Annotated in this window: 16 protein-coding genes; 14 read left to right on the forward strand and 2 right to left on the reverse strand. The window is 34.3% G+C overall.

Going from position 1 to position 17,235, the window contains the following annotated elements; all coding sequences use genetic code 11:
- The first annotated feature begins 18 nt into the window (after positions 1–18).
- From ABXG81_RS03470 to ABXG81_RS03535, 14 genes are all read left to right on the forward strand, one after another.
- Positions 19–5,961: a phage tail tape measure protein gene (locus ABXG81_RS03470; protein WP_353529145.1), complete on the forward strand. Its 5,943-nt coding sequence runs from the start codon at positions 19–21 to the stop codon at positions 5,959–5,961.
- 2 nt (positions 5,962–5,963) lie between these two features.
- On the forward strand, positions 5,964–6,629 hold the full coding sequence (locus tag ABXG81_RS03475; protein WP_353529146.1) for a hypothetical protein: 666 nt from the start codon (positions 5,964–5,966) through the stop codon (positions 6,627–6,629).
- Positions 6,623–9,451, forward strand: a complete 2,829-nt coding sequence (locus ABXG81_RS03480) for a phage tail protein (RefSeq protein ID WP_353529147.1) — start codon at positions 6,623–6,625, stop codon at positions 9,449–9,451. The genes ABXG81_RS03475 and ABXG81_RS03480 overlap by 7 nt, the downstream gene beginning before the upstream one ends.
- Positions 9,452–9,459: 8 nt before the next feature.
- Positions 9,460–9,636, forward strand: a complete 177-nt coding sequence (locus ABXG81_RS03485; RefSeq protein WP_353529148.1) for a hypothetical protein — start codon at positions 9,460–9,462, stop codon at positions 9,634–9,636.
- Between the two features lie 63 nt (positions 9,637–9,699).
- Positions 9,700–11,238 (forward strand): hypothetical protein, encoded by a 1,539-nt coding sequence (locus ABXG81_RS03490; protein ID WP_353529149.1) that lies wholly within the window; start codon positions 9,700–9,702, stop codon positions 11,236–11,238.
- Between the two features lie 11 nt (positions 11,239–11,249).
- Positions 11,250–11,888 (forward strand): carbohydrate-binding protein, encoded by a 639-nt coding sequence (locus ABXG81_RS03495; RefSeq protein ID WP_353529150.1) that lies wholly within the window; start codon positions 11,250–11,252, stop codon positions 11,886–11,888.
- Positions 11,889–11,908: 20 nt separating this feature from the next.
- Positions 11,909–12,451: a hypothetical protein gene (locus tag ABXG81_RS03500; RefSeq protein ID WP_353529151.1), complete on the forward strand. Its 543-nt coding sequence runs from the start codon at positions 11,909–11,911 to the stop codon at positions 12,449–12,451.
- Between the two features lie 51 nt (positions 12,452–12,502).
- A complete protein-coding gene (locus ABXG81_RS03505) occupies positions 12,503–13,243 on the forward strand; it encodes a peptidoglycan amidohydrolase family protein (RefSeq protein ID WP_353529152.1) in 741 nt (246 codons plus the stop codon).
- Between the two features lie 11 nt (positions 13,244–13,254).
- The gene (locus ABXG81_RS03510; RefSeq protein ID WP_353529153.1) at positions 13,255–13,635 is read left to right on the forward strand and encodes a hypothetical protein; all 381 of its coding nucleotides are present in this window, start codon (positions 13,255–13,257) and stop codon (positions 13,633–13,635) included.
- 458 nt (positions 13,636–14,093) lie between these two features.
- Positions 14,094–14,330 carry a type II toxin-antitoxin system HicA family toxin gene (locus ABXG81_RS03515; protein ID WP_353529154.1) on the forward strand — a complete coding sequence of 79 codons (237 nt, stop codon included), beginning with the start codon at positions 14,094–14,096 and terminating at the stop codon, positions 14,328–14,330.
- A gap of 39 nt (positions 14,331–14,369) precedes the next feature.
- Entirely contained in the window at positions 14,370–14,726 is a 357-nt protein-coding gene (locus ABXG81_RS03520; protein ID WP_353529155.1) for a toxin-antitoxin system HicB family antitoxin, read from the forward strand.
- A 311-nt stretch (positions 14,727–15,037) separates the two neighbouring features.
- Positions 15,038–15,481 (forward strand): hypothetical protein, encoded by a 444-nt coding sequence (locus tag ABXG81_RS03525; protein ID WP_353529156.1) that lies wholly within the window; start codon positions 15,038–15,040, stop codon positions 15,479–15,481.
- An 88-nt stretch (positions 15,482–15,569) separates the two neighbouring features.
- The gene (locus ABXG81_RS03530; protein WP_353529157.1) at positions 15,570–15,830 is read left to right on the forward strand and encodes a hypothetical protein; all 261 of its coding nucleotides are present in this window, start codon (positions 15,570–15,572) and stop codon (positions 15,828–15,830) included.
- Positions 15,830–16,030 (forward strand): hypothetical protein, encoded by a 201-nt coding sequence (locus tag ABXG81_RS03535; RefSeq protein ID WP_353529158.1) that lies wholly within the window; start codon positions 15,830–15,832, stop codon positions 16,028–16,030. Before ABXG81_RS03530 ends, ABXG81_RS03535 begins: the two co-directional genes overlap by 1 nt.
- Before the next feature lie 215 nt (positions 16,031–16,245).
- Here the strand turns inward: ABXG81_RS03535 and ABXG81_RS03540 are convergent, their stop codons facing one another.
- Both ABXG81_RS03540 and ABXG81_RS03545 read right to left on the reverse strand, forming a co-directional pair.
- Positions 16,246–16,932 carry a tyrosine-type recombinase/integrase gene (locus ABXG81_RS03540; RefSeq protein WP_353529240.1) on the reverse strand — a complete coding sequence of 229 codons (687 nt, stop codon included), beginning with the start codon at positions 16,930–16,932 and terminating at the stop codon, positions 16,246–16,248.
- A gap of 46 nt (positions 16,933–16,978) precedes the next feature.
- Entirely contained in the window at positions 16,979–17,209 is a 231-nt protein-coding gene (locus ABXG81_RS03545; RefSeq protein WP_353529159.1) for a hypothetical protein, read from the reverse strand.
- Between the last annotated feature and the right edge of the window lie 26 nt (positions 17,210–17,235).

Below are 17,235 nucleotides of genomic sequence, written 5' to 3' on the forward strand. Positions count from 1 at the left end.
AGGAAGCGAGGTGGATAAATGGCAAGTGACGGAAAGTTAGTATTTGATACTAAAGTCGACACCTCAGGATTTGATAGCGGAGTAAAGGGTTTAGCAGGCAAAGCAAAAGCAGCAGGACAAGGCATATCAGGGGTTGCAAGCCTCACAAAAAATGCAGTAGTAGCTAGTACAAAAGCTATGGGTGCAGGACTTACTGCCTTTGGTGCTTATAGTTTAAAAGCAGGCGCTAGTTTTGATGCAGGTATGAGTGAGGTACAGGCTATATCAGGTGCTAGTGGTAAAGATCTAGAAGCTTTAAGAGATAAAGCAAAAGAAATGGGTGCTACTACTAAATTTAGTGCTACTCAATCAGCAGAAGCCTTAAAGTATATGGCTATGGCTGGTTGGGATAGTGAACAGATGTTAGCTGGTTTACCAGGAGTTATGAATTTAGCGGCTGCATCTGGAGAAGAACTAGGTTTAGTATCTGATATAGTTACAGACTCATTAACAGCTTTTGGATTAAAAGCTGAAGATACTGGTAGATTTGTAGATGTATTGGCGGCGACATCATCTGGTGCTAATACAAATGTTAGTATGCTTGGTGAGTCCTTTAAATACGCTGCACCAGTAGCAGGTGCATTAGGATATACTGTAGAAGATACAGCACTTGCGTTAGGCTTAATGGCTAATGCAGGGATAAAATCATCAATGGCTGGTACTACACTTAGGTCAGCTATGACAAGATTAGCTAAGCCCACTAAAGAAGTAGAAGAGTACATGGATCAATTAGGTATAACTGTTACCGACAACGAAGGTAATATGCTACCGTTTAATGATGTACTACTACAACTAAGAGATAGCTTTTCTGGGTTATCAGAGGAGCAACAAGCTCAAGCAGCTAGCGCTCTTTTTGGTAAGCAGGCAATGGCTGGTATGCTAGCGGTAATTAATGCTAGTGATGAAGATTTTAACAAGTTAAGAGACTCAATAAATAATAGTACAGGTGCTGCCGAAGCTATGGCTAAGGTCATGAATGACAACCTTAAAGGGGACTTTACAATCATGATGTCAGCCCTAGAGGGTCTGGGTATATCGCTTTATGAAAACCTAGATAAACCTATGAGGGCGGTAGTACAAAATGTTACCAAACAACTAGATATACTTAATAAAACGGTGCAAGAGGATATAGGAGCTTTACCTACAGTATTAGGTAATATGATGGCTGATGGCGTTGTAGCTATAGCTAATTATGCGCCAAGAATGATAGAGACAGGGACAAATATAATCCTGTCTTTTTTAGATGGTATACAAAGTAACTCTGATAGGGTTGCAGATAGTGCAGTACAAATAATTATAAGCTTATCTATGGGTCTATTACAGACTGGAGCTAAACTCTTAGAGGTAGGAGGAGAGCTAGTCCTTAAGATAGGTCAAGGCTTAGCTGATAATGCTGATACTATAGCCCCTAGAGCCTTAGAAATCATAGGTAGATTAGCAGATAGCTTTGTAAAAGCTTTACCTAAAATGATTAAGATAGGTGCTGATATAGTTAAGGGTATTGCCAAAGGTTTAAAGGATAATCCTGAGGTAGTAGCTCAAGCAGTACCAGCAATATTAAAAGCATTAACCGCTGCATTTTTACTATTTAATGGAGCGAGTATAGGTAAAAACTTACTTAAATCTATAGCTACAGGCTTATCTGGAAACCACTCTTTAATTACTAGTGAAGCTGGCGGTATAGTTGGAAAACTAACTAAAACATTTAATAGTAAAGGGTCAGAATTAAAATCAGCCGGTGGTAAGCTTATAGGTCATTTAGCTGACGGAATTAAAAAAGTATCTGAACCTATAGTAGATGCTGGATCTAATACAGTTATGCATCTAGCATCCTCAGTACTTAAAGGCAAAGATAGATTATTAGCACCAGCTAAAAGCTTAGTAACAACCATTGGAAATACAATAACTTCTGCAGGTTCAGGAGCTTTGGGTGGTGCAGGGTCTAAACTAGTGTCCTTTATTAGCGGTGGCTTTTCTAAAGGTTTTGGCTTTATATCATCAATAGCAGGTAAAATAGTACCTCTAATTGCAGGCGTACTATCTAACCCAGTAGGCTTGGTAGCAGCAGGTGGACTTTTAATAGGAGCTATTATTAAAGGCTTTGATATAAATGTACCAAAGCTTACTCATAGTGCTGGTGAGATAGTAGGTAAGATAGCAGGCACTATATCTAATGGCGCTAATAAGCTAGTTGATGTAGGTAAAGGTCTAGTAGGTAAGATTAGCGATGGTTGGGATAGTGTAAAAGATACAGTATCCGATATACAAGCCAACGGCTTAATAAATACCTTAGGTAGCAAATTAAAAAGTGCTGGAGAAAAGCTAAAAGAGACAGGTAGCGGATTTATCCAAGGCATTAAAGATGGTTGGAACAGCAAAAAAGGCGAAGCGGTCGAAGAAGCTGGACAATTGCCTAATGAAATAAATAATAGCATTGATCCATCATCTACCAATGAGACAGGTCAAACTATGGTCGACGGTGTCATTGAAGGTTTAAGGTGGGGTCAATCCTCAGTATCAGAAGCTTATAGAGAGTTAATAAATAACGGTGTAAGTGAATCTGATGCAAAGGCTATATTAAGACAAGAAGGTTCGGTATCAGTACAAGAATATGCCCAAGGTATATTAGAGTCCACAGGCAGTGCAAAAGAAGCTTATGCAGCGTTAATGTCTGAGGGATTAAGCGAGATGGACGCAGCCGAGCAATTTTTTGAAATTGCTGGTATCAACATGGACTCCTTTATAAATGGAACTGAAGAAGGTGGCCAGACATATAGAGAAAAAATGCAAGAGCTGATAGACAATGGGAAAACACCATTAGAAGCAGTTGAAGAACTATATGAAATTGGTCGAAGTAATAGTGATAATTTCGTACAAGGTGCTGAAGCAGGCGGTCAAGGATTACAAGATACATTTAATCGTATGATTGAGGCTGGCTTTACTGAGCTTGAAGTTATAGACCAAATGTACCAAAAAGGGCAATTAAACGTTGACGCCTTTGGACAAGGGTCAGCTGCTGGACTTGAGAGTATTAAAGGTATATATCAATCCCTAATCGACTCTGGATTAGAGCCTTTAAATGCAGTTGAAACCTTACAAAATATGGGATTAATGAATGCCCAAGGATTTGCCCAAGGTACGGGTGAGGGAAAATTTAATGTAGACTCAGCTTATCAAGCACTAATTGACGCAGGTTTAGAAAAAGCTAGAGCTAGCGAGATAATGAGTCAAGCAGGTCGAGATAACGCCAGTTCATTTGCATCAGGTGTTAGCGAGTCAGAGGGTACAGTTAGCGGAGCATACGATAATGCCTTTGCTAAACCATTCTCTATTATGGACTTTTTTAGGGGAGATCCTACACAAAGAGAAGGTAGAAAAACAGGGGAAAAATATGCTACTGGTATTGGTGAATCCAAAGGTAAAGTAGAAACCGAAGCTCAAGGTGTCATGCAAACCGCCGAACAAGCATTTACCAAGGAAACACAGGCGCAAGCCAAAGGACGAAAGGTCGGTTCGGATTTTGCTAGTGGTATAACTTCTTCTAAAACTGGAGTAGAAACTGCTAGTAAAAATGTAGGTAACTCAACCTATACTGGGCTAAATAATCAGTCAGAAAAATTTAGAGGTGCAGGAGACAAATCAATGTCAGCCTACGCCCAAGGATTAGGGCAACAAAAAGGCAATGTTATTAATTCTATAAACAATATGGGCAATCAGATTAATAGCAGTTTAAACAAAACCTCTAATCAATCTTCACAAACTGCTAGCCAAATGATGAGTAAAATATCAAACTCAGTAAATAAGGGTAGTAGCCAAGTTACTCAGGCAGTATCGCAAATGAGTAGCAAGGTCAATAGTGAAGTTAAGAAAATGGGTAGCCAAGCTCAACAGTCATCAACCGATATGATGAACAAAATGTCCCAAGCAGTAAAAACGGGGACAAATAAAATCAATCAAGATTTCAAACGAATGTCTTCTCAAATCACTAGCGCGGCAAAAAATACTTCTAATCAGGTTACTTCTAGTGGTAGACAAATGATGAGCCAATTCACAAGCTCTATAAAATCAGGTGCTAATAACTCAGTTAGTGCTATAAGAAGTATGGGTAGCCGAATGGTATCATCAGTAAATGGTTATAGAGGACAATTCCAAAGTGCCGGATATAACCTAATGGCTGGTCTTCGTGGAGGTATCAACTCAGGTTCTAGTGGTGTAATAAACGCAGCTATAAGTGTAATGAATAGAGCCGTAAGTGCTGCAAAAAGGGCTGCTTCAATCCATTCTCCGTCTAGAGTATGGAGAGACGAAGTAGGTAAAATGCTCCCAGCTGGTATGGCAGAAGGTATAGATGCTATGTCTAACAAGGCGGTTAATGCTGCCAAAAATATGATGAATAGCGTTCGTAATGAAGCTAGTAATGCAGTAAATGTAGAAGTTAATGCTAACACTAAAAATACACTTAAAAAGGTAGGTAAAACATCTGAAGCAGTAAGTGATATTTTTACTACTTCTATTATAGAGTCAGGAATATATACAGCCCAAACTGTAGGTAATGGATTTACAGAAGCTGGAAACTATGTTACTAACCATGCTCTATATAGCATAGATGACCTTACAAACCATGCTACAACTACTGTAGGTAATAAGTTAACTTCATCTACTGCTCAATTTGAAGGATATGCTAGTAGTACAATAGATAACCTAGCTACTAAATCCACCAAATCTATAGGTAACAATATGATTAGTGCAAATACTAATGTTACTAATCAAACGACACAACTTATAAGACAACTAACTAATCAAACAACTACAGTTTTAACAAATGAGTTAACTAAAAGTGCTAATATAATATCTAACACAATTACCAACCTTATAAGAGATTTAACCAATGAAGTTAATAATTTAATATCTAGAATGGAAGTGGCAGGTAGTAAGGCTACAAGTAAAAAAATAAAATCATCAGGATTTAATGCACCTAATCTTAATGAAAGAATTAAAAATTGGGATAAAGTTAGCGATGCTAAGCTAGACTATCTGGGCAAAACATCATCAGAACTTATTGACTTAGCCACAAAGTTAAGAAAATATGATGAGTCTGAAAGAGATGTCAATAATAAAGATCTAGATAAATTTATAAAAGATTATAAAACTAATCTAGAATTAATTGAAGAAGTAAAAAAAGCTAGAAAACAGCAAGCAGAAGCTAGCAAAGATAAAACTTATAACACTCCATATGATAGTGAAGAACTAGTACATCTATCCAGCATAAAAACTTTAAGTAATGCTAACTTAAAAATGATTGATAAGCTTAAAGGTGTAGATGAAGCTAACAGAGACTTATCAAATAGACAATTAAAAGAATTAGAAGATATTAGTAAGTCTAACATTGATTTTGCTGATAAAATGGAGTTAATAAAAACTTTCCAATATAAGTATCTTAAAGACTATGATGATGATATTAAAAGTGATAGTTACTATAGATATCTAGATAATATAGAAGACCTATCTAGTAATAATTTAAGTATGATTAAAGACTTAAGGAATAGTGATAGAACGGGTCTTAAATTAAATAAAATAGCCTTAAATACAATTGAAGAAATTAGTAAAGATAACATAGAAACTGTAAGACAGCTTAGAGATATAAGACAAGCTCAAGATAAAGCATTGCAAGAGGATATGTCTAAAATTATAAATAATGCTAGGGCAAGTGTACAGGATCAAATTAGCAAGGATATGGAAGCAGTATCATTTACTACTATACATGGTTACGGATATGGTAGTAATCATGAGAACCTAAATGTAAAGGTAGAAAATGGCGATGTAACAACAGTTATAGAGCTTGACGGCAAAGAAGTAGGTAGAGCAGTAGCACCTATAGTAAGTAGAGAAATAAGCAAGGATAGGAGGCGTAGAAAAGATTAATTATGATGCAAAAATTACAATATGAAATATCAGAATATAATGCTCACGTTTTAGCCTATCCTGAGATAAGTAATACTATCTTAACTCGTGATGAGTTTATATCTGATAAAGGTAATATTTTTTATAGTGACTTAAAATCAGAAGCTAGCGATATAGAGTTTAGCATTGAATTTAGTGGTCTAGATGATGAGATAAGATATAATAGGGCAAAGGTTAGCAAGATGTTAGAACTTGCCACAATAACCTTTGATGAAGAAGTTTATTATAAAGGCAGATTTACAGAAGCAGGGGTTGAAAAAAGATTTTATTTTACGGTAGTTACCTATAGAGGTTCTGCTATAGCTTGCTTACCTACACAAAGGTATGAAGTTAAGCGAAATAATGTAACTGAGCTTTTTAATAAAGGCGACCTTGATACCCCTGTAAGAATTATCCTAGAAGGACAAGGAACTGATATAAAAATTACAGGCTTTGAGTCGACTATAGAGGTTAAAGAACTGAAAGATAGGATAGTAATAGACTCTGAAAAAGGCTTGTCTGATCCTAGAGGTTTTAATAATATAAAATTATTTAGTTTTCCATATATCCAAGATAGTAGAGAAATAAGAATATATGGGACTGGTAGTTTTAAATGTTTTATAGAATTTGAAGGGAGGGTTATATGTTAGTTTATGACTTAGATAATAACAGCTTCCCCTTTGAAGCTTACAAAGATTTAATGATAGAGCAAGAAATTAATAAACTAGATATTTTAACTTTTGAAATCCCAGCTAAATATATATATCTTTTTAAAAACGAATACACAGCAGAAACAGAAAATCAAAAATATGTTATTAAAAATATAGAGCCTTACTATAATAACTACAGGATAGAATGTAAGCAGGATATAAGTGACTGGTATATATTTCATGAAAGCTTAAACTTCCCATATAAGTCTATAAGCGATGTTTTAAATGGTATTAAGCCTAATGATTGGCAAATAGTAATCCTTGATGATATAGAGCAAAAAAGGACTATTACAGCCGACCATAAAATGAGCAGCGAAGTTATAGATGAAGTAATTAAGAAGTATAAGGTTGAAGTTAGGTATGATAATAAAAATAAGAAGTTATATGTAGGTTATGAGATAGCTGAAAATAATGGAGTAGGATTTGCAGAAAATCTAAACCTTGCAGATAAAGATATTAAAACAGAATCCTTTGAGTTTGCTACTCGTATAATTCCTGAGGGTATGAACGGCTTGATGATTAATCAAGTTAATGACGGTAAAAAATATCTGGAAAATAACTCATATAGTCCAAAGACAATAACCTACTACTGGAAAGATGAAAGATATACCAATATCCAGAACCTTAAAGAAGCAGCACAAAAAAAGCTAGATTTACTTAGCGAACCTTATAAGACTATAGAAATAAAAGTGCAGGACTTATCTAAAGCTCTAGAAACTGAGTTTTTAGATTTTAAATTAGGAGATTATGTATATCTACTTAATAAAGATAAAAAAGTCCAAGAATTTTATAGGATTTTACGATTAAAAAGATATGAAAATCAGCCACTAGATACAGAAATTACTCTAAATAATAAACCCATAGATCTAGTTGAAGATGAAGAAGAATTTGAAGAAAAAGTTATAGAGTTAACGACTGAGATGTGGGAGCAAACCAGAGTAAGGTTTGAAACTACAGAAGACACTATAAGAGGTTTTGTAGAGTCACAAAAAAGATATACAGATGATAGCTTTAAAACTTACAAAACTGAGAGAGAACAAACTGACAAGAGAATATATGAAAAGATATCTGAAACAACAACTTATGTAGACCCTAAAACAGGACAAACAAAGCCTATAGTAGATAAACAATTGGAAGTAGATAAAACGCTAGATGGTATAAAAATAGATCTAACTAATTTTGAGAAAGCCAATAATGAAAACATAGAAGTTAACTTTGATAATCTAAAAGAAAGAATGGACAAGAAGTTTGGCGCTCTAGATAGTCAGATATCTACCTTACAAGGCGACCTAATAGGCTACAAACAATCCTTTGATATAGCTAACGGACAAGTTAATAGTGAAATATCAGCCATAAGGAGAGAAGCTCAACGAAGTAGTAGTGACTTAAAGCAGTACGTAGACGATAGTCAAGAACAAACTAAACAGTATGTAAGTGAAAACTACTCATCAAGAAAGCAGACTGACAATCTAATACAAGATAAAGTAATGTCTTTAAATACAAAAATAGTTGATAGTGAGTCTAATTTAAAACGATATGTTGAAGATAATTACTCTACTATAGATGATGTGAATAAAAAGACTGCAGGGCTTAAAAAATATGTAGAAGAAAATTATTCATCGAGGACGCAAACAGATAATTTAATTGAGGATAGAATAAGTACAGTAAAAACTCAGATAAATGATACGGAAACCAGCATAAAGAAGTATGTTAATGATAACGATAATAGCCTTAAAAAGTATGTGGCCGACAACTACACAAATAGCGAAGATTTAAACAATAAAATGTCTGATGTTAAAAAATATGTGGAGACAAATTACTCCACTAGAACTCAAACCAACGAGCTTATATCCGATAAAGTAGGATCGGTTATAAAGGAAATTGGGCAATCTGAGAAAAATACAAAAAAATATATAGAAGAAAATTATTCTACGAGAGAACAAACTACTACAGCCATAACATCAGAAGTGAGTGCAGTAAGGAATGAAGTTAATACTGTAAAATCAGATACAAAAAAAGCTCAAAGTAAAGCTGATAGCGCATATTCTAAGGCTGAGCAAACAGCTAATGGGTTATCTACAAAGGTCAGTAAAAATGATGTAATATCATCTATAAATCAATCGGCAGAAAAAGTAAAAATTGATGCTAAAAATATAGACTTAACGGGAGATGTTGATATTGTGGGATCATTTAAAACTAGCAGTTATGGCAGAAGAGTAGAAATTAAAGGAAGTAGTGTATACTTTTATGACTATAGCGATGTAATAGGATCAATAGTTATGAGTAGCGGAAAGGTAACCATACAAGGTCCTCCTAGTAGCAGCGAATGGATATCTCTGGGACAACCTTTAAGGCATGATTGGTTTACTAACTTTTCTGCGACTCAAACAGATAGTGAGTTAATGGGATCGTGGTATATTACAAACTTAGATACACTACAGATAAAAGCTAAACATGTAAGCGTAGATACTAGTTTTAAATCATATCAAAGAGCATATTTTTATGGAGTTACAGATTTTGAAAGATCTGTAAATTTTAATAGTTATGCTGAGTTTAATGGTAGTAGTGACTTTAATGGCAGAATTAGGCTAGGTACTAATGGGTACTTTTCGGGGGAACCTTTATTTAATAATGGTTTAAATATAAAAGATAATGCAACTATCTCAACACCTAGTAGCGGTAGTCAAGTATGGATTACACAAAAGTCTTCGGGTTTGTCCTTTGTTATAGACTATAATAAACAATCAACATTCTTTGCATAGGAGGAATTATGGAAAATGATGAAATTATAGGTGCTTATATAGAATATTTAGCAAAAAAAACGCACGCAAATATATTGTTAGAAGATAAAGTAAAAAAATTACAAAAAGAAAATGAAGATCTTAAAATAAAACTAGAAGAGTATAAAAAAGATAATAATCAAATGGAGGAAGATAACATAAAATAATAAATAATTAATCAAGGGTGTTGAAACGCTCTTTTTTAATACTTATTTATAGGAAGGAGTTATATGTTAAATACAACAAGACTGCAGCAAACGCATGGCGGCAGGCAGATCAAACAAGCAGATCAATCATCTACACTTGCTTTTATACTCCAAGATGCAAACGGCAAAGAAATAAACTTAAATGGTCAAACTGCCCAAATAGCTTTATATACAGACGAGGGTAAATTTTGGGAGACTAGCACCAAGGTAAAGGGTGCAGAAGTCTCTTTTTCTTTGCCTGGAGACCTTGCAGTTGATGACTACTTGCTTGATATAAGTGTGGCAGGATATGTTTTCCCGAGCGATCGAGACTTAATCATAAGAGTAACTCAAGGGTTTAAAAATTTACCAGACAAGGAAACTGCTGAAGGATACAAGAAAACAATAGAAGAAATAACGGCTGACGTACAGAAACAGTCTAATGCTAGCTTAGCTAATAATATAAAAGCTATAACTGGCAAAAAGAATGAGTTTACAACGTATGTAGATAACAAAAGTGTTGAATCCCTTAATCAAATTAAAAAACAAGAAGCAAGCGCTATAAAAAATATAGATGATAAAAGCAAGGACATAAGTAATTCCATACTTGAAAATTTTAAAGATGGATTATCTGAAAATCTAGATAATTATCACTCAAAGGATAAAACTTATACTCATATTGCATACGCTAACTCTAGTGACGGGGCTAAAGATTTTACTAAATCGGACACAAATAGAGATTACATTGGGGTCTATTCTATAACGGGAAAATTAGTGCAAGGTGATGGAGAAAATTTAATACTAGCCTACTCTCATCATTCCAATTATAGATATCATGAGGGGGTTTTCGCATCAGCTTTAGCTCCTATAAAAAAGGGAGAAACATATACAGTATCTTACACTGTAACTAATAGTAATAGATTTGGACTATATCAAGATACCCTAAAAAACGGGTTGTTTGCTGATAGAGTTAACAAAGAAGATAAGACCGTAATAGCTACTAAAATTGGAGACAAAATAGTAGAAACTTTTACAGCAAATATAGATGGTTATGTAATCATATACCTAGAAAATGGGAATGGTAATGCTAGAGAGCCATCTTTAAAAATCGAAAAAGGGCAACAATCTACAGGTTACTCTATACCAGTAGAGTGGGCTTTAAAAGGGCCTATAAACCCAGAAGAATACACATGGGCGCCTTATAATTTACTAGTTAAAAATAAGGTTGATAAAGAAGTTGGTAAAGGTTTAAGCGATAATAATTATTCTAACGCCGATAAAAAGAAAGTTGATCAATTAGATGATTACTTTAACTCTAGTATGTATAAAGTTAGACGATTTACTGATGTTTACGGAAAAGAAACATTACCAGACACACCAGATACTTATCAAAAGCTAAAACCTGGATTTTATTTTGTAAACCCTGACAGTATTGAAAATCAGCCCACTAATTGGGGATTTTTAAGAGTACTTAAATATTCCGACCAATTTAGTCTTATATGGGAGATGCAAGAAAGTGGTGGAGTGTATAGAAAATCTGGAAGGTTAACAAAAATGAGTCAGTGGAAATTAATAAATCAATAAGGAGAAAATTTATGTATAAAATACAAAAACAATATTTTAACGGAACAAATAAAACAGATGTTAGATTGATGCAAGTTGAACCATATAGAGATTTTGTAGTAAGCCTAAAAGGCGACCTTAGAGAAGAAGATGATGATATAGTACAAGACAAGGCATTTAATGCACTTTTTAAAGAGTTTAACCCAAGTAAAGCGGTAGAAGAACTAGAGGAAAGAGTTAAAGCACAAGAAGAAGCAAGCGAAAATCTAATTAAAACTTTTATCTTATCTAAAGATTTAAGCGAAGAACAAAAAGATAATATTTTAGATCAGTACCCAGAATGGGTAGCCGATAGAAACTACTCTGTAGGAGATAAAGTAAAAAGAAATGGCGTTGTATACGAGGTAATACAAAGCCACAGAAGCCAAGATGACTGGCAACCAGAGTCTACTAATGCCCTATACAAGCAATACTTTAACCTGGCAATAAAAAATGAAGACGGAACAGAAACGGAAGTAGTAGCTGATTTTAAACAGCCTACAGGTGCACACGACACTTACAAAAAAGGGGATAAAGTAAAATTTAATGGGAAAATTTATAGATCAAAGATAGATAACAATGCTTACTCTCCAACAGACTACGCACAAGGATGGGAGGCAGTTGCAAAATAGAAATTTAAGGAGGTGAAAAATTGAACCCAACGCAAATAATAGCAGACTACGGTGTAGCCATTGGTATCACTATAATAGTCGTGGGACTTGCTTGTCTTTACTGCTATAATTATCTAAAACAACTAGATAAAAAGTTTGATGACGAGCGAGAGGATAAAAAATACGAGCGTCAACAGAGAGCTAAGCACGACGAATTAATGCTAGAAGCCGAAAAAGATAAGTTGGAAGCTGAAAAAGCAACAAGAAAAGCTTACCTAAGCATGACCGAAGAGCTTAAAAAGACTACGCAAACACAATCAAAAATTTTAGAAAGCCAGTCGATAGAACTCAAAAGCTACAGCGACAGTATAGATAGTAATACTGCCGCTATAGAAGAGCATAACAAAAACTTTATAAAACATATAGAGCTTACCGATGATAGGTTTGACTGCGTAGATAGTCAGCTGGTAAGTATAGCGACTATGCTAGATGAGGTTAAGCATAGTACCAAGGACCTAGCCACAAAGGCAGATCTAGAAAAAGTAAAGAGCGGACTTGATGAGTATATCAGGTCTAAAAAATAATTAGGGATTAGCATAAGCTAGTCCTTTTTTAGTACCCCAAAGGAGGCAATTATGGGAGTAAAAGAAGCACTAGACTGGATGGACAGACACCACAGAAGTAAAGGCTATCACTATAGCATGAAGCAAAGATATGGCAACCCAGGCTATGACTGCTCATCTGCGGTGTATTACGCACTAAAAGCAGGTGGAGCAATACCACAAGATATGCCCATAGGTAACACAGAGACACTCTTTAAGCTAAAAGGCAAGTATCTAGATGAGATATATAGCTATAAAGACGTAAAACCTGGAGATATCTTTATAAGAGGTGGAGAGGGCAGATCCGCTGGAGCTAAGGGACACACAGGCATGTTTTATAAAAAAGATGGGATAGTCCACTCTAACTACTCTAACAATGGGATATCCTATAACGACAATAATTCATATATAGGATATTTTTTGGATAGGAAAAGAAGCTGGAATGAAAGGTATTTTAGACCTAGATATGGTGGGCAAAAGTTAGATATAGCACCAGCAAAAGCACCAGCACCACAAAAAGCATCAGGCAAAAAATTTATTAAAAACGAAAAGTGGCATTGTATAACACAAACAGCTTGTCATGTAAGAGCAGATGCAAGCACTAACTCGGCTATAGTAGCAACCTATCCTATGGGAGCAAGAATTAACTATGATAGCGTATACGAGGCAGACGGTTATAGATGGATATCCTATATAGGTAATAACTCTGGTAAGCGTAGATATGTAGCTTATAGACGTACAAGTGGCAACGCAAGAGCATGGGTAACTTTTTAGGAGGATATATAATGAGAGATAGTTTTATAATTTTTGTGATAGTAATTTTATCGGCTGCAGTCGTAGCTTTAGCTATACAAGGTATCAAAGAGGGTAAGGCTAAGGCACAACTTATAGACAACGAACTTTTGCGTAACGCAACACTTCAACTACTAGACTTAGCAGAGACCATAGTAGGCAGTCTTAATCAAACTATAGTAGACCCTTTAAAAAACTCTCCAGAGCTTAACTTTGACAAAAAAGCTCAAAAAGAAGTTTTGGATAAAGCAAAAGCGGAAATAAAAAGAAACTTAGATGATGCAAGTAAAGATGTTTTATCAAAAACATATGATGATCTTGACTCCTACCTTACAGATGTAGTTGAGGCAGAGGTTAGAAAACAAAAAAATTAGTAGTAAGATATAGTAAATGTTTAACTCTGGGGGCTGGCAATTATGCTAGCCCTCTTTTTTGTGGTATAATATAAGAGAAAATATAATACAAAAAATAAATATAGATAGTGTTTATTTTTTTTATTTGATGATGTCGCGAGAGCGCATTGCAAAACAGCGGTCTTTATGGCCGCTATTTTTGTGGTATAATATATAGGACTAGTCGGAAAGCGGAAAAGTCCTTCCGTGAGTACGGGAACGACAGAACTATCTGTCAGGGCAAGAATTGGGGTAACCTTTATAGGTTGCCCCTTTTTTGTGGATACAAGTCTTGACATATGATATCATATATAGTAGTATTTATATAAACAACGATATCCCATTTATACTAGAACAGCTTGCCCGAGCTGTTCTTTTTTTATAACTTTCTTGACATATGATATCATATATAGTATCATAATAATTGAAAGGAGGTATAAATGGGAAATAAAGTTGTTAAAATCATCGATAAGATGAGACGTCAACCAAACTCGATAAGTCCTGATGATGCTGAAAAGGTCTTATTAGAATTGGGTTTTGAACCTAGAACACCAAGAGGATCACACAAACGTTTTAAAAGAAAAAGTGATGGAAGATGGTTTACTTTGGTAATCTCAAAAAATCCGATTAAAAAGTATTTGGTTGATGAAATATTAGATGTTGTAGATGAGTCATAGACTTATCTACACGCTATTAACACCCCATTTATATATAATATGCAAGGCACTAATAAAGACTTAAAATATTACTTATCTCTACCATATACAATAGTAACTAAAGAAATGAATGATGAAACAGGTCATTATTATGCTGGTAGAGTAGAAGAGTTATATGATGTAAAGACAGTAGGCGATACAATAGAAGAATTATATGAAAATATATATGAAGTTTTAGAAATGGCTATTGAAGATAGGATTGAAGATGGAGAAGAAATTCCAGAACCTATTGATGAAGAATACTCTGGTAGAATTTTAGCTAGGATACCAAAAAGTTTACACAAACACTTAGCGGAACAAGCAGAGGCTGAAAATACATCACTAAATCAATTTATTTTATATAAATTGAGTATATAAAAATTTATCCTCTTGAAAAAAGAAGTAGAAATGGTTTAGAATATAATAAAGGCAATATCCTAGAGCTGACCAGTACGGTTGGCTCTTTTTTTGTGTTTTTATATAGATATTAGTCATATAAATGTATAGCTAGATATTTTAAATCGCTTATATCTCAAAATATGAATGATTGGGTTGTTTTCAATACTTGTAGAACATATTAATAAAAAATCAATAATTTTAAAAAAAACTTTAAAAAAAGACTTGACATATAACCCCCGTGTGATATAATATAAGTATAAGATACAGAGAAACATTAAAGGAGATAAACAATGACAAATTTAAAAAACATTATGACAAGAGCATGGGCAATAGCAAAAGAAGCAGTAGCAAACTTTGGTGGCAAAGCAAGCGAGTATATAGCAGAAGCTTTAAAAATGGCATGGGCAGAAGTTAAAGAAGTAAGATACACAGTAGAAGATCTTATAGCTATGGGAGCTAAAAGATGGGAAAAAGCAGGTTATGACAGACTTTACTTAAACAACGCTGGTCTTAAACTTGCAGGTCTAGAAGTAAGTAGATACAACACAGGTAACATATCACTAGCAAAACTTAACGGAGAAAAAGTTTCAAACGCAAAAGGAAGCAGAATGGCTAGTATAGTAGAAAGAGCGTACATCGACTTAACAACTGGCAAACTACACTGCACACAAGCAAAAGATGATGATGTACAACAAGCAGTAATCGCTCTAGAAAATAATTTAAAATTAGCATAAAAAAAGTCAAAAACACTTGACAATATATAACCCCCGTGTTATAATATAATTAAGAAAGATAAAGAAAAACATTTAAAGGAGATTTAAAATGACAAAACAATTAGAAGTACTAAGAAACAAAGAAGACGGTCAATTAACAGTAGCATATAACGGTATAAATTTAGACGACTATGACTATCTAACAGTAAAGGAGTTCGTAGAAGAAGTAGAAAGCGCTGATATGTGGAGTGATATAGATTATGAAGTTTATAAAAAAGCTTTAGACGAGTATAACCTAGACTATGATAGCTATGATGATCCAGAAGCTATGTGGAGCGACTTTTTAAAATCAGCAGAGGCTGATAGATAATGACAGATTTAAAAACTACAGAGGCTCAGCGTAGAGCCTCTAAAAATTATAAAGAAAGAAACCCAGAACAAACTAAAATCAACAGATATAGATCTAACGCAAAAACATTTGTAAGACATCATGCTACTAAAGATGATATTGATGACTTGATTGATATTTTTAAAAGGGAGAACCCTAATAGTAAGAAAAAAGAGGACTGAGTGTCCTCCTTAATAATGTGGGCAATGTGTGGGCAGCCTAACTGGTTGCTCTGGGTTGTGCTGGGTGGTTGTAGGTTATCAAATATGAAGATGTTGAAATATCAATATTTTGATAATACCTTTATCCCGCACCAATAAGACTTTAGAATCGTTGATATATCAATGGTTCTTTTTTTATTGTTACCAACCAGTTACCAACATGTAGACTCAGTGACTTATGAAACTTTTTTGATATTGTATTTTTCTAACTCTGATTTTATATGGATATCTATGTTTTGGATGTATGATCTCGATGTTACTGAGATATTAGTGTGTCCCATAAGATACATCAAGGCCTCATCTGTCATGCCACTCATATGTGCTATAGTTGCAAAGGTGTATCTGCAAGTATATGGTATCTTCTTTTCTACTCCTGCTTTTTCTAGGGCAGGGTAGTACATTCTTTTATTAAATGTATTTATACTAGGATTGATTATTTTTCCGTTAGGTTGCTTATACTCTACTATATATCCTGTTTGAGAGTGTAGCATTAACTCTGCTAGGATTGGTTTTATTTTTGGGTGTATAAACATTTTTCTATCCCTACCAGCTTCTGTCTTTTCTCCAAAGTTTATTATAGTATTATCTTTTAGGTTTACATTGTCTTTCTTTAGTCCTAAATACTCTCCTGTACGCATTCCTGTAAAGATTAGTATTAATATATGCCTTGCATAGTAATTTGTGCTTAGAGAGTTAAATAGTGAGCTTATTTCTTTATTAGTAAATATTTGTTTCTTTCTTTGTATCTTTAACCCACCTACTTCTAGATTTGTAGCTAAGTTATAGGTAAGTAGGTTTTCTTTTATCGCTGTTTTATATATCTTACTAGATGCTTTAGCCTCTCTATATTTTGCACTTGATATCCATTGTTCTCCATATCGTCGATAATTTCTTGTAGTTGTGAAAACTTTATATCATGTATATTTCTTCGTGGATATCTTTATACTTATCAAAAGCTACTTCATATCTTCTTTGAGTTTTATCTGATAGCTTTTTAAACTCATTTGTATTTTTGTATTTATTATATAGTGCCTTAAAGGTTACTTCTGGCGGTGCTTCTTGATAGTTTAGCAAGGCCTCCATGGCCTCATTATAGGTTTTGTAAAAACCTATATCCTTACGACCTTTTTTAGCTGGCAATCTTGCCCTGTATTGGTTTAGTCGAG

The sequence above is a fragment of the Anaerococcus nagyae genome (assembly GCF_040364225.1).
GTDB classification, from domain to species: Bacteria; Bacillota; Clostridia; order Tissierellales; family Peptoniphilaceae; genus Anaerococcus; species Anaerococcus nagyae.